Genomic DNA, 17,114 nt, shown 5'->3' with positions numbered 1-17,114 from the left:
TTATACCAATTTATCTAAGAAACTTTCCCCAATCATGGCAGTTTCCACACCAAAGTTATCCGCAACTGTCGCTGAGATATCTGCAAAATGTCCAACAGGAATGAGACCATTTCCTTTAAAGGCAGGACTGTAAGCCAAAAGTGGGATATATTCACGAGTGTGGTCTGTTCCTGCATAGGTTGGGTCATTTCCATGGTCCGCAGTAATCAAAAGAAGATCATTCTCTCTCATGGCTGCGATAATTTCAGGCAAGCGTTCATCGAACTCATGCAAGCAATCACGGTAACCATGAGCATTGCGACGGTGGCCGTAAAGGGCATCAAAGTCTACCAAGTTTGTGAAGGAGAACCCTTTTTCAAATTCAGGAAGTCCCATGGTCTTCAATAGTGTATCAATTCCATGACTATTTGACTTGTTGTGTCCCATGTCATGATTGATTCCTGCACCGTTAAAGATATCGTTGATTTTACCAACAGCATAAGTATCGATACCTGCTTCATTGAGTTTATCGAGAACAGTTGGAGCAAATGGGGAAACGGCCAAGTCACGACGGTTTGCTGTACGAGTGAAGTTACCTGGTTCACCTACATAAGGGCGAGCAATGACACGTCCCAGAAGGGCTGGGCGCTCAAGGGTGATCGAACGAGCGTATTCACAGATACGGTACAATTCATCCAAAGGAATGATGTCTTCGTGGGCAGCAATTTGCAAAACAGGGTCAGCTGAAGTATAGATAATCAACTCTCCAGTTTCCATCTGGCGTGGTCCAAAATCATCGATAACGGCTGTTCCTGAGTAAGGTTTGTTAGCTTCACGAATAACCTTGCGTCCTGAGAATTCTTCGATTTTTGTCAAGATTTCTTCTGGGAATCCGTTCCAGAAAGTATCGAAAGGTTCTGTAATGTTAAGGCCCATGATTTCCCAGTGTCCAGTCATGGTATCCTTACCAAGAGATACTTCTTCCAATTTTGTTGCATATCCTGTTGGATTGCTTTCAGCTGGAACAGTCTTAAGAGGAGTTTCTCGAGGAATATTTCCTAGACCGATTTTAGCCATGTTTGGCACATTCAGACCAACTGTTTTTGAAATGTGTCCCAGTGTGTCAGAAGCTCCATCTGGAACTCCTGCATTGACAAAGTTATTAGCATCTGGTGCAGCACCGATTCCTACAGAATCCAATACCACCAAGTGAATACGATTAAATTTTGACATAATGTGTCTCCTTATTATTTTAGTTATCTTGCTTTTGTTGAAGTTAAAATCTGAACTCCATCTCGTCCAGCAACGATGACCTTATCCACCATTTGGTTGAATAAGCCGTGCTCTACAACACCAACGACATGGTCCAATTCTTGCCCAAAGGCAATTGGATCTTCAATGACATCCAAGGCAAGGTCAATGATAAAGTTCTGCATATCAGTCACAAAACGTTGGCCTTCTTTTTCACGGAAGCTTGGTTTGTAGCCAGCTCGTTCAAAACGACGAAAAACCTGCTCTGCACCATATTGAACCACTTCCACAGGCAATTTAAAAGCACCCAGTTTCTCTACTAGCTTGCTTTCATCCACTACCCAAATATATTCTTTTGAGGGCGTTGCCACAACCTTCTCCATCAGAAGGGCACCACCACCGCCTTTGATTCCGTTAAACTGACTATCCACTTCATCTGCTCCGTCAACCGTCACATCAACAAAGTCTACTTGGTCAATAGACTTGAGCGGTATGTTAAGCCCTTCAGCCTGTTTACTGGTCACACTAGAAGTCGTCACAGCTGTAATCTGCAAGCCTTCTTCCTTGATTCGACGACCGATTTCTTCCACGAAATAATAGGCAGTAGAGCCAGTTCCAAGTCCGACTACCATACCAGCAGTAACAAACTCAGCAGCCTTGATACCTGCCATTTTTTTCAGATTTTCCACTCAAACACCTCCATTAGAGAGCTACTTTCATTATATCATGTATACCTTTATTATTCAAAAATTGGAAACATCAAATATTCTATTTTCGGAAACATTAAAACAAGAAAATGAGATTGAAAATATTTTCATTTCAGAAATTCTTTATTATCATTTTTAACAATTTATAAAATGAATAAAAAAAGCAATTAAACAAGAACATTCATTATTATAAAATTATTTCCGTTTCTTTTTTCCATTTAAACTGTCTTTCCCCAAATTTCTCATAATTGACTTCCTGCGATACAAAAAGTGATAAAATAGAGATATAAATAGGGTAGAAAATATATTTGGCAAATTAAAGGTCTTTAAAATTTTTCAATAATCTATCGAAGTTGCAGTAAAAGGTTTGAATTGAGAATGAATCTGATTATGAAAATGATTGGTTTCAAAAGCAATTAACCTTTCGCAGGATGTCTACTTGAACTAAGATATAGTAAATTGAAGCTAGAGTAGTACAAATTAACTTCTAAAGTATTTTTAAAAATTAATTTGAATACCCCAAGTGATTTATCTAGTTCTTATTCCAATCTGCTATTTTTTAGTAAATTGTCAACAAAAAGGTACAATATCATTTTAAATGAGTATAAAAGATCAAAGAGATTTCAAAATTATAAAAACGCATATTATCAGGTATAAAAGCTTGATATTATGCGTTTTATCTTAGAAAATTTTTCTAAATTTCCCACTCAAATTAAATTCTAGCCCAGCCTATTTTGAGACATTTTTCATTCCTTCTGGAAGATAATTACTAATCTCCGTCGGCAAGACCACATAATGTTCTTGTGCTAGTTCTTGAGCAATAGCTGAATGAAGATGAGTCGCTACTGCCACACGCTCGTAGAGACTGACCTGTCGGAATTGGCCTGCAAATCCTGCAATCATCCCAGCAAGTGTATCTCCCATTCCCCCAGTCGCCTGATAGGGACCGCCAACCTGTAACTGGTAATAATCTGATTGGCCAGCTTGCCAAATACGAGTAGCTGAACTTTTCTCTACCAAAATTGTTCCTTGAGGGAAGGAAGTTAGGGCACTAGCCGTTGCATCTTCGTTTTGCTTTTCAATAGCAATACCAGACAACTTTTCCCATTCTTTTTGGTGGGGAGTTAGGATAAGCTGGTTAGATGGAAATGACAAGCTTGTTCTAGCAAGAATAGTCAAAGCACCTCCGTCTACAATCAAAATCTGATTCTGTCTTAAGCTAGTATAGACCTCTTTGACTAAATCTTCTCCAAAAGTATCGTCTCGTAAACCAGGCCCCAGTAAGATAACTTCTGCCTTCTCCAATTGCTCTTTTAATAATTGCTGGTCTTGAAGAAAAAAGGCCATAGCCTCAGGTAAATGACTGTGCAAAGCTGGGATATTTTCTCTATCTGTTCCAACAGTCACCAAACCAGCTCCACTTTTAACAGCTGCCAAAGCAGCCATGATGATAGCACCACCATAAGGATAAGTCCCACCAAGCAACAGCAGACGGCCATAGTCTCCTTTATGACTGGTACGAGAACGTTCAATAATGACTTTTTCTAGTAAGGTTTGATCAATCACTTTCATCCTTTTCTCCTCTCACATTTATTATACAACAAAAAGGAGGCGCAAACCTCCTTTTCTACTATTTTCCCTTAAATTCCGTAAAAGTCTGTGAGATTTTGGCTGCTACTGTCGGAGAAGGAGCTCCCTTTATCTTTAGCGTTTCATCTGCATATGGAGTAAGACCAGAAAAATCTCCTATCTGAACTGAATAAAGAGACCTTTTAAACAGTTCAATGTCGTTTTGGTCATTTCCAAAAGCAATAACATTCTCTCCACATAATTTTTCAACAGTTGTCGCCTTATGAGTCTCCAAAGGATTGACATAAAGGCACTTTTCATGAGCATGATAGGACAGATGAGCCTGCCCCAATCTTTCTAACTGAGTAAGCAGTTCATCAAGCAAAGTCTCATGGTCTCCCATATAAATAACTACCTTAATCGGAGTGCCCAAGTCCTCAAGCTTCTGATGACGAGCTACCTTTAGAGGATCCACACTGGAGATAAATGGAATCTTCTCTAGAATCTGACCACTATAGTCAAAGCAATCATCTACAAAGAAAGGAAGATTATAGGTCTGGCAATAATCCACTAGAGCCTGATAAATCCTAGCATCGAGATTCATTTCATAGATAGCTTTTCCCAGATAATAGGCTACACCACCATTCAAACCTATGACCAAGCGCTGACTAAGCTCGGAACCTAATAAGCCCAAACAATCCCGATAAGAGCGTGCTGAGGCAAATACAACCTCATGTCCATAATCTTCAGCCTTTAAAAGAACCTGCCTAATCTCTTCATCTATGGTCATATAGTCAAAAGACAACGTCCCATCCAAATCAAATACGAATTTCATTTTCCTAGTCCTTATCCAATGTCCGGAGTGCTGCTTGATAAGTTTGCTCCATCAGCATAGTAATGGTCATAGGACCGACACCTCCAGGAACTGGCGTAATATGGCTAGCAAGTGGGGCAACTGCCTCATAATCCACATCCCCACAAAGCTTGCCATTTTCATCACGATTCATCCCAACGTCAATGACTACCGCACCTGGTTTGACAAAGTCAGCAGTCACAAACTTGGAACGACCGATTGCGACCACAAGAATATCCGCTTTTGCAGCCACCTTGGCAAGATTATGGGTTCGTGAATGGGTCAAGGTCACTGTTGCATTCTTGGCCAACAGAAGCTGGGCCATGGGTTTTCCAACGATATTGGAACGACCGATGACGACCGCATTTTTACCTTCTAGTTCAATCCCATATTCATGAAATATTTCCATAATTCCTGCAGGTGTTGAAGGAATCATGACTGGATGACCAGACCAAAGGCGTCCCATATTTAGAGGATGGAAACCATCCACATCCTTCTCTGGGTCAATGGCCAATAGAACCGCCTCTTCATCAATGTGTTTTGGTAAGGGCAACTGGACCAATATCCCATGCCAAGCTGAATCTTGATTGTATTTGGCAATCAAGTCTAACAATTCCTCTTGAGTAATGGTATCTGGAACTCGCACAACTTCACTACGGAATCCAGCCGCAAGGGCTGACCTCTCCTTGTTACGAACGTAGACTTGGCTGGCAGGGTTGTTCCCAACCAAAATCACTACCAAACCAGGTACTAGCCCCGTTTCCTCCTTTAATATTTCAGTCTTTTCAGTCAGCTGTCCTTGTAACTTCGCTGCTAGAGCCTTTCCATCAATAATCTGTGTCATATCACTTCTCTTTTCTCTCAAATATCTTCCATTATACCAAAAACTGCTAGTCCCCTCTAACACTTCTTTCCTAGGAAACCCTATAGTTTCAAACTATAAGAAAAAGCTCGGGTCGAGCTTTTCACTAATCTTGTCTTGAAATTTTAAAATAGATTATAAAACCTTACTCAAGAAGTCTTTAGTCCGTTGTTCTTGGGTTTGTTCAAAAATCTGTTCAGGTGTTCCGTCTTCAACAACCACACCGTCTGCCATAAAGATGACACGGTCTGCCACCTCACGAGCAAATCCCATCTCATGCGTTACGATAACCATGGTCATTCCTGACTTGGCTAGGTCTTGCATAACAGCCAACACTTCACCTACCATTTCAGGGTCCAGGGCTGAAGTTGGCTCGTCAAAGAGCAAAACATCAGGTTCCATAGCTAACCCACGCGCGATGGCAATCCGCTGTTGCTGGCCACCTGACAAACTCTGTGGGTAAGCGTCTGCCTTATCTGGCAAACCAACTTTTTCTAAAAGCTCTTGGGCTCTCTTCTCAGCAACTTCCTTACTTTCACCTTTGGTCTTGATAGGAGACAAGGTGATATTTTCCATCACAGTCATATTAGGAAAGAGGTTAAATTGTTGGAAAACCATCCCCATCTTCTCACGCATGGCAAACAGGTCATTCTTCTTGTCCGTAATATCGACTCCTTCAAAGATAACCTTCCCCTTGGTCGCTTCTTCCAACAAATTCATAGAGCGAAGCAAGGTAGATTTTCCGCTCCCTGAAGGACCGATGATAACGACAACTTCTCCTCTTTTAATCTCAAGGTTGATGCCCTTCAATACTTCATTCTTGCCAAAGGATTTATGTAAATTTTCAATTTTTATCAAGGTTTCTGTCATTATTTCTTATCTCCTTGTCCCATACGTTTTTCAAAAGCTTTCAAGGCTACTGTCAAAATAGAGGTCATAATCAAGTAATAAAAGGCTGCAAATAAAAGAGGTGTTAAAGGTAGATAGGTTGTTGTAGAAACTGTTGTAGCCCCATTCCACAACTCCATAACACCGATAGCTGATAAGAGGGAGCTGTCCTTGATAATGGTAATAAATTCGTTCCCCAATGCTGGCAAGATATTTTTGATTGCTTGTGGCAAAATCACATAGCGCATCGCATTTTTAGGACGAATCCCTAAAGAATAAGCTGCCTCTAACTGCCCCTTAGGAACCGCATTTATTCCTGCACGAACAGTCTCAGAAACATAAGCACCACTGTTCATAGAGATAATCAAAATCCCTGGAATCAGACGAGAAAGATCAACACCTAAAATTCCAACCTGAATAGTCGGAGCATTGATGTGCATAAGGGCAAAGGCAATCATAATCTGAACCATCATCGGTGTCCCACGGAAAATCCAAACGTACAAGTTGGCCAGCCAAACAAGCGGTTTAAACTTTGAACGTTGCCCAAAAGCCAAGACAACACCCAAAATAGTTCCCAAAAAGACAACACAGATAGAAATGAGAACCGTCACGATAGCCCCATAGTTAAAATAAGGTAAATACTTAGGTAAAAAAGAAAAATTCATAGTCACACTGCTTTCTAAAATAGAATACTGTATGATTATAACATGAATTGAATTAAAATTCAAATCTTTTGTCTAATTTATTCAAAAAAACTTTAAGCTGGTAGAATTAGCGAGAAATCTTAGTTTTTTCTAGGCAAGTTGGCCTCCTTTATGGTAAAATAGTAACGATAAGAAATGAAGGAGAATCAAAATGGAATCACATTTGGTTAGAATTATCAACCGCCTTGAAGCAATGGCAAAAGACGGCGGAAATTTAAAACGTAATTTTGAACGCGAGGGAGTTGTTGTTGCAGAAGTTGCATACAGCCACGACGAAGAAAACGGCTCAATCTTTACCCTTCGTGATGTCGAAGCTCGCGAAACTTATACGTTTGATAGCATTGACTTGATTGCAATGGAGATTTACGAACTCCTTTACTAATACAAAACAAGCTGGGATTACACCCTGCATGTCTAACCAAAATCCTTTTTGTCTCACAAATAGGATTTTTTTATAGTCCAAATCCACGAAGATTTTCATTGTAACGACTTCTTAAATCTGCAATCTTTTTACTTGCTTTACATCCCAATCCTGTTATAATGAGAGTATAGAAATTTGACTATTATTGACCTTTGGATAGGTCAGGCTAAAGAAAGAAAGAAATGAGGTAGATGTATGCTTTGTCAAAACTGTAAAATCAATGACTCAACAATTCATCTTTATACCAATCTCAATGGAAAGCAAAAACAAATTGACCTCTGTCAAAACTGCTATAAGATTATCAAGACAGATCCTAACAATAGCCTCTTTAAAGGTATGACGGATCTGAATAATCGTGACTTTGATCCCTTTGGTGATTTCTTCAATGACCTAAACAATTTTAGACCTTCTAGCAATACTCCTCCTATTCCCCCAACCCAATCAGGTGGAGGTTACGGTGGAAACGGCGGTTATGGTTCCCAAAATCGTGGATCTGCTCAAACTCCGCCTCCAAGCCAAGAAAAAGGCCTGCTGGAAGAATTTGGTATCAACGTAACTGAAATTGCCCGTCGTGGAGACATAGATCCCGTTATTGGACGCGATGATGAGATTATCCGTGTCATCGAAATTCTCAATCGCAGAACCAAGAATAATCCTGTTCTTATCGGTGAACCAGGTGTCGGAAAAACAGCCGTTGTCGAAGGTCTAGCTCAGAAAATCGTTGATGGCGACGTTCCACATAAACTACAAGGCAAACAAGTCATCCGCCTGGATGTGGTTAGCCTGGTCCAAGGAACGGGTATTCGAGGACAATTTGAAGAACGCATGCAAAAACTCATGGAAGAAATTCGCAAACGTGAGGATATCATCCTCTTTATCGATGAAATCCATGAAATTGTTGGTGCTGGTTCTGCAGGCGATGGCAATATGGATGCAGGAAATATCCTCAAGCCCGCCCTTGCTCGTGGAGAACTGCAATTGGTCGGTGCTACTACTCTCAATGAGTACCGCATCATTGAAAAAGATGCTGCGCTAGAGCGTCGTATGCAGCCTGTCAAGGTTGATGAACCAACGGTGGAAGAAACGATTATTATCCTCAAAGGGATTCAAAAAAAATACGAAGACTACCACCACGTTCAATATACCGATGCTGCGATTGAAGCAGCTGCAACTCTGTCCAATCGCTACATCCAAGATCGCTTCTTGCCTGACAAGGCCATTGACCTCCTAGATGAAGCTGGTTCAAAGATGAACTTGACCTTGAATTTTGTCGATCCTAAGGTCATTGACCAACGTCTGATTGAGGCCGAAAATCTCAAGGCTCAGGCAACCCGTGACGAAGACTTTGAAAAAGCAGCTTACTTTCGCGACCAGATTGCCAAGTATAAGGAAATGCAAAAGAAAAAGGTCACAGATCAGGACACTCCTATCATCAGTGAGAAAACTATTGAGCACATTATCGAGCAGAAAACAAATATCCCTGTTGGTGATTTAAAAGAGAAAGAACAATCTCAACTCATCCATCTAGCCGAAGATCTCAAGTCTCATGTTATTGGACAAGATGATGCAGTCAATAAGATCGCCAAGGCTATTCGCCGAAATCGTGTCGGTCTCGGTACGCCTAACCGTCCAATTGGAAGCTTCCTCTTTGTCGGACCAACTGGTGTCGGTAAGACAGAACTTTCCAAACAACTAGCTATCGAACTCTTTGGTTCTGCTGACAGTATGATTCGCTTCGATATGAGTGAATATATGGAAAAACACAGTGTGGCTAAGTTGGTCGGCGCCCCTCCAGGTTATGTCGGCTACGATGAGGCTGGGCAATTAACTGAAAAAGTTCGCCGCAATCCATATTCTCTTATTCTCTTGGACGAAGTAGAGAAAGCCCATCCAGATGTCATGCATATGTTCCTTCAAGTCTTGGACGATGGCCGTTTGACAGATGGTCAAGGACGTACCGTCAGCTTCAAGGATGCCATTATTATCATGACTTCAAATGCTGGGACTGGAAAGGCCGAAGCCAGCGTTGGATTTGGTGCTGCTAGAGAAGGACGAACTAACTCCGTCCTCGGTGAACTCGGCAACTTCTTTAGTCCAGAGTTTATGAACCGTTTTGATGGTATTATCGAATTTAAGGCTCTCAGCAAGGACAACCTCCTTCAGATTGTCGAACTTATGCTTGCAGACGTTAACAAGCGTCTTTCAAGTAACAACATTCATTTAGATGTAACTGACAAAGTCAAGGAAAAATTAGTCGACCTCGGTTATGATCCAAAAATGGGAGCACGCCCACTTCGTCGTACTATTCAAGACTATATTGAGGACGCAATCACTGATTACTACCTTGAAAATCCAAGCGAAAAAGACCTAAAGGCAGTGATGACTAGCAAGGGAAACATTCAGATTAAATCTGCCAAAAAAGCTGAAGTAAAAACTTCTGAAAGAGAAGTATAAATTCTATAGAAAAGGAGTAGAAAATGAAAATTTTCTGCTCTTTTTTACTAAAATAACTATAAATTCTTGACAGCTAGGCCTTTGTCCATTAAGATAATAATAAAGATAATAGATAATGAGGAAAACGCAATGGCAAACCCAACTTTCGGAGAAAAAAAAGCGAATACAGACTATGTTGCTCGTTATGGCGTATATGCTGTTATCCCTGATGCTGAGCGAAAACAAATTGTTCTTGTTCAAGCACCCAATGGTGCTTGGTTCTTACCAGGTGGTGAAATTGAAGCAGGTGAAAATCATCAAGAAGCCCTAAAGCGTGAATTGATTGAAGAACTTGGCTTTACAGCTGAAATCGGTGCCTATTACGGACAAGCTGACGAATATTTCTACTCTCGTCACCGTGACACCTACTACTACAATCCTGCCTACCTCTATGAAGCGACTTCTTTCAAAGAAGTGCAAAAACCACTAGAAGATTTTAATCATATTTCTTGGTTCCCTATTGACGAGGCTATTGAAAATCTCAAACGTGGTAGCCATAAATGGGCAATCCAATCTTGGAAAAAACAGCATAAGGTTGACTAAATCAAACTACTTTATTCAAAAAGTGCTATAATAGAATTAGAAAATCGGAGGAAATACTATGAAGCTTATCAATACGACAAACTCACACTCGCAACTTGTAAAAAGCCAGCTAGAAAGTACAGATGCAACCCTTGTTGAGGTTTATTCTGCAGGAAATACAGATGTTATTTTTACCCAAGCTCCGCTTCACTATGAAATCCTCATCTCAAACAAACACCGTGCTATTCGAGAAACTGAAATCGAAGCCATCCAAGAGTTTTTCTTGAAACGTAAAATTGATAAGGACTCTATTGATGAGGCCAATATCAAAACCCTCTATTCAGAAAAATTAATTGGAATTTCGATTCCAACCAAATAAAATCTTGGAGATATTAGAAAGTGTTTTGAACCTTATGGAACAAAATTAGGTTTGTTTTGCTTTTTAAATCGTCTCCAATTTTTTATCTCGATACTCAATGAAAATCAAAGAACAAACTAGGAAGCTAGCCGCAAGATGTACTTGAGTACGGTAAGACGACGCTGACGTGGTTTGAAGAGATTTTCGAAGAGTATGAGATTTTATCATAGAAGATTTTATAGACAATAAAAAAGATTTGGTTCTGCTTCTCACAAAACCAAATCTTTTTTATTATGTTAGAAACGAATTGTCTCACGTGTCTTTTCATATGAAGTAACAAAACGGTTGGTTACACCAGGCTCTGCGACTTCCAAAGCTTGCGAAATCTTATCAAATGAAGCATGATAATCAAATTCTTTTTCAAAGATTTCTAATGATTCATTAAAGGCTTCTTGAATTCGTTCATCAAATGAGCGGTAACGGTTTGAATACTGTAGTAATTGTTCAGTCAAGGTTGCATATTTAACAATATCATAAGTTTCATCTTCAAGTGCTTCCATATCATTTGTTGTAATCTCAAGCATACGATTTACAACTTCGATATTGACCTGAGCTTCTTCTAGTTCAGCCATTAACTCTTCTGTATGGTTACTTGCTGTAAAGAACAACTGTAAGAAATTCTGAGGAATACCTGGAAGATTGCGTTTTTCCATATATCTCTTAATTGTATGAAGACGATTAACATAAACATTTGCTTTCTGGCGAGCATTGATATCATCTTTTTCAATCTGAGCAAGACGTTGACTAAGTTCAACTTGCTCATCCTCAATTTCTTTCAAAGTTGCTTGTAAGTTTTCCAAACGTTCTTCGAGTAATGAATATGGCTCAGAATATTCCTCTTGTTCAGAAGTTAATGCTAATACAGATTCTTCCAAAGAGTCTAATTCAGCTTGCAATCTATGAACATGACTAACATCTATTTCAGAAAGTAGATAATTCTGACTTAATCGTTGAATATCGTCCACTAAAACAGTATTACTATCTTTCATATGTTGAAGATAAGTAGGAAGTGTTGCTACTAAACCTTCTACCACTTTCTGTGCAGCAATTTCTCGTGTAAAAATATCATAAAGTGCATTAATCTCTTCTTGGATTTGAGTATTTTCGTACTCTGCATTATCCAATTCTAATTGCGCAATATTCTCATGATTTTTCTTGAGAGCTTCATAAAGCAGTTGGAAACGCGCTTCAATATCCGTTTCAGCAAAATGATAATTAGCATCTAAAAGCTTACGGTAACCATCCTCCAAATCTTCTAGCTGATCAGGTAGCTCTTTAGATAATGTTGTTACAACTGCTGGTATACGATCAACAATATGTGTCAAAGCCAAGATATGATTTTCAGCATTATCAAGAATCACAGCAGCTTCTACTGGATCACCAGACGAATTTAAAGTTACAAACTGAGAAAACTCTGATTGGATATTTTCCAATTGTTTTTCGATTTCAGACAAACCTTGTCCATATTCTTCAGAATGATCAGCAACTCGGTGTTGTAACTCTTCAAACAAGTCCAAGGTATGCAGAACACGGCCACTATTTTTAGACTCTTGTTTCTCCAAATCTGCCAAGGCATTACGAATTGCTGCAATATCTTCTTCAATCAAGGTAATTTGGCTCTCGATTTGATCAATTTGATGACTAGCTTTGAAAAAACGGAATGAGTTGTTATAACCTTCTGCTTCGAAAAGATTATTTTCGATATCGGCAAAAGAATTAAGAGATAGATCAACCCATTTTTGATTCCATTCACGGAAAGTCACCTGACTTTGTCCAATCAAGTGCATATTTTTTACAGCTTCAACTTCATCATTAACTGGAAGATTGTACAGCTCTTCTTTTTTCTCTTCTAAAATTGCTAATTTACTTTCATTGCGCTTTCTTACATAGATTGCGATAGCATAGACAATGACCAATAAAACTACAACTGCAATTGTTAAATAAATTACTAGTCTAGCAGACATATTAAACTCCTTTTTTACTTGAAACAATCGTAATGATTATATCATATTTTTTAGACCAAGGGAACTACTTCTCCCGATTTTTTAGACATCAAGTGTACTATAGACAGCATTTTCTTCGATAAACTCACGACGTGGCTCTACTCGATCCCCCATCAACATATCAAAGATTTTATCTGCTTCTGCAGCATCATCCACAGAAACTCTGGCCATCAAGCGATGTTCCGGATCCATGGTTGTTTCCCATAACTGATGATCATCCATTTCACCTAGCCCCTTATAACGCTGAATAGTCGGTTTGGTACGACCTTCACTATAACGGGCTAAAGCTTCTTGGAGTTTGATTTCTTGATCTGCTCCTGGTTGGATATATTCTTTAATCTCACTTCCAACTTTGACACCATAGATTGGTGGTTGAGCAATATAAACATAACCAGCTTCTAGAATTGGTTTCATATAACGATAAATCAAGGTTAAAAGAAGGGTACGAATGTGAGCTCCATCGACATCGGCATCGGTCATCAAAACAAGTTTTTGGTAACGAGCTTTTGAAACATCAAATTCTGCACCAAATCCTGTTCCCATCGCTGTGAAAAGACTACGAATTTCTTCGTTAGCTAGAATCTTATCCATACTAGCTTTTTCAACGTTCAAAATCTTACCGCGAATTGGAAGGATAGCCTGGAACTCACGGTTACGACCAGATTTAGCTGATCCACCAGCTGAGTCTCCTTCGACGATGAAGAGTTCTGTTTCTGCAGGATTGTTAGAAGAACAGTCCGCCAGTTTTCCTGGAAGGTTAGAAATTTCTAAACCAGATTTTTTACGAGTGACTTCACGCGCACGCTTGGCAGCCACACGAGCTTTGGCAGCCAAAATCCCTTTTTCCACGATACGTTTAGCAATCTGTGGATTCTCCATGAGGAAATCAGAAAAGGCATCGCTGAAGAGGCGATTGGTAATCTTGACCACTTCACTATTCCCCAGTTTAGTCTTAGTTTGTCCTTCAAACTGTGGATTTGGGTGTTTAACTGAGATAACTGCAGTTAATCCTTCACGAACATCTTCCCCTGTCAGATTGTCTTCATTGTCTTTCAGTAACTTATTCTTCCGAGCATAATCGTTGATAACACGAGTCAGTGCTGTACGGAAACCTTGTTCATGCGTTCCACCTTCATGGGTATGAATATTGTTGGCGAAACTCATGACGTTTTCATGGTAACCCATTGTGTACTGCATGGCTACTTCCACTGTGATATCATCCATTTCACCATCTGTGTAGATTGGTGTGTCAAAGATCACATCCTTGTTCTCATTGATATATTCAACGTAACTAGCAATCCCACCTTCATAATGGTAGTGCTTGGTTTGTTCCAAACCTTCACGCTTATCTGTGATAGAGATTTGAAGACCGCGATTTAGAAAGGCTAACTCTTGAATCCGTTTATTTAATTTATCAAAATCAAAGGTTGTTGTTTCCGTAAAGATTTCTGGGTCTGGTGTGAAGTGAACCGTTGTTCCAGTTCTATCTGTATCTCCGACTACCTCAAGGTCTGCGACGACATGACCACGACGGTATTCTTGGTAATGAATCTTTCCGTTTTTGTGGACATGAACGTCTAATTGAGTGGAAAGAGCATTAACTACTGATGACCCTACTCCGTGAAGACCACCTGAGACCTTATAACCGCCACCGCCAAATTTACCTCCAGCGTGAAGAACAGTAAAGACAGTCTCAACGGCAGGTCGGCCTGTTTTTTCCTGAATATCGACTGGGATACCACGCCCATCATCGACAACAGTGATCGAATTATCTGGCTCAATGAATACTTGAATATGGTTGGCAAATCCTGCCAAGGCCTCGTCGATTGAGTTATCAACAATTTCCCAGACTAGATGGTGAAGACCTTCTTTTGAGGTTGATCCGATATACATCCCTGGACGCATACGTACAGCCTCTAAGCCCTCTAAAACTTGAATTTGACTGGCATCATAATCCTGTGCCTGCAGATTTTTGATTTCTTCTGTCATCTTATTCCTTTTTCTTACATGTCTAATACTTGTCTTAAATTCACGATACTGGTAAACAAGTGGGTATCGAGTCCAGCAGCTTGCCCTGCTTCAATATCAATCGGTCGATCACCAATGACAAGGCCAGAGCTAATCTGATACTTTTCTCTTAAATACATCATGGACTCAGGATCTGGTTTTCTCTTAAAGCCTGAGTTAGAAGTCACCACTTCTGTAAAATAAGCTGCTATAGAGGTTTTTTCTAAAATTTCCAAGACTTGATTATTTCGGTGAGAGACCAGAAAATGACGCCCTCCTTGATTTGAAATGTCTTCCAATAAATCAGAAACTCCATCAAATAAAATCGGGTGTTGCAGCTCTCTGGCTTCATTTTCCTTGTACTTTTCTAAAAAATGCTCTAAGTTGGGAGCGAATGTCTCAATCGCAAAATCAGTAGAAACCTTTAAAGCCTTATAGACACTGTCGTGGTCTTGTGTGATACCATACAGCGCTAAAGTTTCAACAAATGCAGCTGTTGAAGTTTCATAATTATCCAGTAAAGTCCCACCTAAATCCCAGATGTAATCGTGATATTTCATAGCTTTCATTATACCATTTTTTCCTTAAAAAAGCGATGATTTCCTAGATTTTTCCAAGTAAAAAAACGAGAGTTTTACTCCCGTTTTACTGATTTTTACCAAAGACATCTCGATAGAGCATTCCTGCTCGTAAAGTCTCTGCGTCTCCTCCTAATTGCTCCACCAACTCGTAGGCAAAGGCAAGGGCTGTTGACGGGCCTCGACTGGTTGTCAAATGACCATCTACCACTACTGTTTCCTTGACGTAGTGAGCATCAAGGATTTGCTCTTGAACGCCGTCATAACAAGTGTATTCCTTGTTTTTCAATAGCCCTGCTTGATTGAGCGCAATTGGCGCCGCACAAATGGCTGCTAATTTTTTTCCGTCTTGTTCGAAGCTTTGCAATTCTTGAATTAGGGCCTGATTATCGCGCAAATGTGCAGAACCAGGCATTCCGCCAGGAAGAACAATCATGTCATAGTCTGATAAATCACCATCAAAAACACGATCTGCACTTACTTGGATTGCATGCGAACCTGTTACTTGCTCCTCAAATCCTACCATATCACAAGTGATATTTGCTCGACGCAAGACATCTACAACTGTCAAAGCTTCAATTTCTTCAAAGCCCTGAGCTAACATTACTGCTACTTTAACCATGATTTTCTCCTTATTTGATTCGTTTTAATACAACCTTTTTCCGTTTGAATGGGACTTTTCCACTCTTTTCTTCAGCTAGATTAGTCTGGTAACTCATCGATAAAAGCAAGCCAACACCAATCAGATTACTAATAATAGCTGATCCTCCTTGTGAAATGAAAGGCAGAGGAATCCCAGTCAAAGGAAGCAAGCCCGTCACAGCACCGATATTTTCAAAGATGTGGAAGAGCAACATCATAATCAAACCAGTGGAAATATAGGTGTAGAACTGGTTATTTGATTTGAGAGTAATCTTCAACATACGGTAAATGAGCATGAGATAGAGAGCAATGACAAGGACTGAGCCAATGAAGCCAAAATCTTCTGCGATAACCGTGAAAATCATATCCGACTCGCGAACTGGAATAAGCAGATTCGAAGCATTAAATCCCTGACCAAATAGGCCACCACTGCCAATAGCAATTTGTCCTTGAGCCTGCTGGTAAGTGGTTGTTTGGGCAAAGTCAAAAGGATTGAGCCAAGCCAAGATACGATTGATTTGGTAAGTCGGCATTCCTAATTGATGAAGAAAAGCCCTTCCGTCCTTGCTGATAAAAATAGCTAAGAAGCCAGCAATACCTGTTACCGCAGTCACAAATACTGGGATAATAATTTTCCAAGAAACTCCTGATAACAAGACGATTCCTGAGAAAATGGCTACAAAAACCAAAGCCGTCCCCAAGTCACTTTGAAGTGCCAAAAGAACTAGGACTGGAATGGTAAAGAGAATCATCCAGAAGATCAATAAGAAGTCCAGCGGAACTGTGCGTCTCCATTCCTTATGTTTTTTGGTAAACTGGACAATGACACGAGCCAACATGAGGATATAGGATATCTTCATAAATTCTGACGGCTGGAACAAGGTAACACCATTTACCGATACCCAGTTTTTGGCACCCGTTGATGCAACTAGGCTTGGATTATAAAAGACAATCGGCAGAACCATGAGTCCCAAGCCTAAAATATACAGAAAGGGGGTCACTTTCCAAAGAAATTCTGTATTAAAGAGCATGACCACAAAACCAATCACAAGCCCCAAGGCAATCCAGGCGACCTGCTGCCCTAAAATGGGCAGAATATTGTTTGGATAATCATGACTAACAGCTATATAGATAGCCACCACGCCAATAACCAGTAGAAAAAATACTGGTAATAGCAAACTATAATCGACTCTAGAGTCGAGAGAACGTTTCATATA

At 40.0% G+C, this 17,114-nt stretch carries 16 protein-coding genes; 4 read left to right on the top strand and 12 right to left on the bottom strand.

Annotation, left to right across the window (positions count from 1 at the left end; translation table 11 throughout):
- From RWP09_RS04985 to RWP09_RS04955, 7 genes are all read right to left on the bottom strand, one after another.
- Positions 1–1,212, bottom strand: coding sequence for a phosphopentomutase (locus RWP09_RS04985; RefSeq protein WP_314434648.1), 1,212 nt, complete (start codon positions 1,210–1,212; stop codon positions 1–3).
- A 23-nt stretch (positions 1,213–1,235) separates the two neighbouring features.
- The gene (gene rpiA, locus RWP09_RS04980) at positions 1,236–1,919 is read right to left on the bottom strand and encodes a ribose-5-phosphate isomerase RpiA (protein ID WP_314434645.1); all 684 of its coding nucleotides are present in this window, start codon (positions 1,917–1,919) and stop codon (positions 1,236–1,238) included.
- Between the two features lie 747 nt (positions 1,920–2,666).
- Positions 2,667–3,509 carry an NAD(P)H-hydrate dehydratase gene (locus tag RWP09_RS04975; protein WP_314434642.1) on the bottom strand — a complete coding sequence of 281 codons (843 nt, stop codon included), beginning with the start codon at positions 3,507–3,509 and terminating at the stop codon, positions 2,667–2,669.
- A gap of 58 nt (positions 3,510–3,567) precedes the next feature.
- Entirely contained in the window at positions 3,568–4,341 is a 774-nt protein-coding gene (locus RWP09_RS04970) for an HAD hydrolase family protein (protein WP_314434638.1), read from the bottom strand.
- Between the two features lie 4 nt (positions 4,342–4,345).
- Entirely contained in the window at positions 4,346–5,203 is an 858-nt protein-coding gene (locus RWP09_RS04965) for a bifunctional methylenetetrahydrofolate dehydrogenase/methenyltetrahydrofolate cyclohydrolase (RefSeq protein ID WP_314434635.1), read from the bottom strand.
- A gap of 153 nt (positions 5,204–5,356) precedes the next feature.
- Complete coding sequence (locus tag RWP09_RS04960; protein ID WP_101782174.1) at positions 5,357–6,091, bottom strand: amino acid ABC transporter ATP-binding protein; 735 nt, start codon at positions 6,089–6,091, stop codon at positions 5,357–5,359.
- Complete coding sequence (locus RWP09_RS04955; RefSeq protein WP_033676806.1) at positions 6,091–6,774, bottom strand: amino acid ABC transporter permease; 684 nt, start codon at positions 6,772–6,774, stop codon at positions 6,091–6,093. The genes RWP09_RS04960 and RWP09_RS04955 overlap by 1 nt, the downstream gene beginning before the upstream one ends.
- Positions 6,775–6,964: 190 nt before the next feature.
- Between RWP09_RS04955 and RWP09_RS04950 the strand changes: the two genes are divergently transcribed.
- The 4 genes from RWP09_RS04950 to RWP09_RS04935 all read left to right on the top strand — a co-directional run bounded on the left by RWP09_RS04950 (position 6,965) and on the right by RWP09_RS04935 (position 10,628).
- Positions 6,965–7,195 carry a DUF1797 family protein gene (locus tag RWP09_RS04950; protein WP_000443570.1) on the top strand — a complete coding sequence of 77 codons (231 nt, stop codon included), beginning with the start codon at positions 6,965–6,967 and terminating at the stop codon, positions 7,193–7,195.
- 234 nt (positions 7,196–7,429) lie between these two features.
- Positions 7,430–9,688, top strand: coding sequence for an ATP-dependent Clp protease ATP-binding subunit (locus RWP09_RS04945; protein WP_314434627.1), 2,259 nt, complete (start codon positions 7,430–7,432; stop codon positions 9,686–9,688).
- 129 nt (positions 9,689–9,817) lie between these two features.
- Entirely contained in the window at positions 9,818–10,270 is a 453-nt protein-coding gene (locus tag RWP09_RS04940; RefSeq protein ID WP_314434624.1) for an NUDIX hydrolase, read from the top strand.
- A 58-nt stretch (positions 10,271–10,328) separates the two neighbouring features.
- On the top strand, positions 10,329–10,628 hold the full coding sequence (locus RWP09_RS04935; protein ID WP_000767198.1) for a DUF1827 family protein: 300 nt from the start codon (positions 10,329–10,331) through the stop codon (positions 10,626–10,628).
- A 275-nt stretch (positions 10,629–10,903) separates the two neighbouring features.
- On the opposite strand, the gene ezrA is transcribed toward RWP09_RS04935, so the two are convergent.
- From ezrA to RWP09_RS04910, 5 genes are all read right to left on the bottom strand, one after another.
- Positions 10,904–12,631, bottom strand: a complete 1,728-nt coding sequence (gene ezrA, locus RWP09_RS04930) for a septation ring formation regulator EzrA (protein ID WP_314434620.1) — start codon at positions 12,629–12,631, stop codon at positions 10,904–10,906.
- An 81-nt stretch (positions 12,632–12,712) separates the two neighbouring features.
- Positions 12,713–14,659 (bottom strand): DNA topoisomerase (ATP-hydrolyzing) subunit B, encoded by a 1,947-nt coding sequence (gene gyrB / locus RWP09_RS04925; protein WP_314434617.1) that lies wholly within the window; start codon positions 14,657–14,659, stop codon positions 12,713–12,715.
- 14 nt (positions 14,660–14,673) lie between these two features.
- The gene (locus tag RWP09_RS04920) at positions 14,674–15,237 is read right to left on the bottom strand and encodes an HAD family hydrolase (RefSeq protein ID WP_314434842.1); all 564 of its coding nucleotides are present in this window, start codon (positions 15,235–15,237) and stop codon (positions 14,674–14,676) included.
- 85 nt (positions 15,238–15,322) lie between these two features.
- On the bottom strand, positions 15,323–15,877 hold the full coding sequence (locus RWP09_RS04915; protein WP_314434613.1) for a DJ-1 family glyoxalase III: 555 nt from the start codon (positions 15,875–15,877) through the stop codon (positions 15,323–15,325).
- A gap of 10 nt (positions 15,878–15,887) precedes the next feature.
- Positions 15,888–17,111 carry an FtsW/RodA/SpoVE family cell cycle protein gene (locus tag RWP09_RS04910; protein ID WP_033684954.1) on the bottom strand — a complete coding sequence of 408 codons (1,224 nt, stop codon included), beginning with the start codon at positions 17,109–17,111 and terminating at the stop codon, positions 15,888–15,890.
- Positions 17,112–17,114: the final 3 nt, after the last annotated feature.

Origin of the sequence: uncultured Streptococcus sp. (genome assembly GCF_963521255.1) — a bacterium.
Lineage (GTDB): Bacteria > Bacillota > Bacilli > Lactobacillales > Streptococcaceae > Streptococcus.
This window is presented reverse-complemented; position numbering and strand designations above follow the sequence as displayed.

Coding starts and splice junctions, on each gene's coding strand:
- RWP09_RS04985 (WP_314434648.1), bottom strand. CDS start 1,212: ATGTCAAAATTTAATCGTATTCACTTGGTGGTATTGGATTCTGTAGGA.
- RWP09_RS04975 (WP_314434642.1), bottom strand. CDS start 3,509: ATGAAAGTGATTGATCAAACCTTACTAGAAAAAGTCATTATTGAACGT.
- RWP09_RS04970 (WP_314434638.1), bottom strand. CDS start 4,341: ATGAAATTCGTATTTGATTTGGATGGGACGTTGTCTTTTGACTATATG.
- RWP09_RS04965 (WP_314434635.1), bottom strand. CDS start 5,203: ATGACACAGATTATTGATGGAAAGGCTCTAGCAGCGAAGTTACAAGGA.
- RWP09_RS04960 (WP_101782174.1), bottom strand. CDS start 6,091: ATGACAGAAACCTTGATAAAAATTGAAAATTTACATAAATCCTTTGGC.
- RWP09_RS04955 (WP_033676806.1), bottom strand. CDS start 6,774: ATGAATTTTTCTTTTTTACCTAAGTATTTACCTTATTTTAACTATGGG.
- RWP09_RS04950 (WP_000443570.1), top strand. CDS start 6,965: ATGGAATCACATTTGGTTAGAATTATCAACCGCCTTGAAGCAATGGCA.
- RWP09_RS04945 (WP_314434627.1), top strand. CDS start 7,430: ATGCTTTGTCAAAACTGTAAAATCAATGACTCAACAATTCATCTTTAT.
- RWP09_RS04940 (WP_314434624.1), top strand. CDS start 9,818: ATGGCAAACCCAACTTTCGGAGAAAAAAAAGCGAATACAGACTATGTT.
- RWP09_RS04935 (WP_000767198.1), top strand. CDS start 10,329: ATGAAGCTTATCAATACGACAAACTCACACTCGCAACTTGTAAAAAGC.
- ezrA (WP_314434620.1), bottom strand. CDS start 12,631: ATGTCTGCTAGACTAGTAATTTATTTAACAATTGCAGTTGTAGTTTTA.
- gyrB (WP_314434617.1), bottom strand. CDS start 14,659: ATGACAGAAGAAATCAAAAATCTGCAGGCACAGGATTATGATGCCAGT.
- RWP09_RS04920 (WP_314434842.1), bottom strand. CDS start 15,237: ATGAAATATCACGATTACATCTGGGATTTAGGTGGGACTTTACTGGAT.
- RWP09_RS04915 (WP_314434613.1), bottom strand. CDS start 15,877: ATGGTTAAAGTAGCAGTAATGTTAGCTCAGGGCTTTGAAGAAATTGAA.
- RWP09_RS04910 (WP_033684954.1), bottom strand. CDS start 17,111: ATGAAACGTTCTCTCGACTCTAGAGTCGATTATAGTTTGCTATTACCA.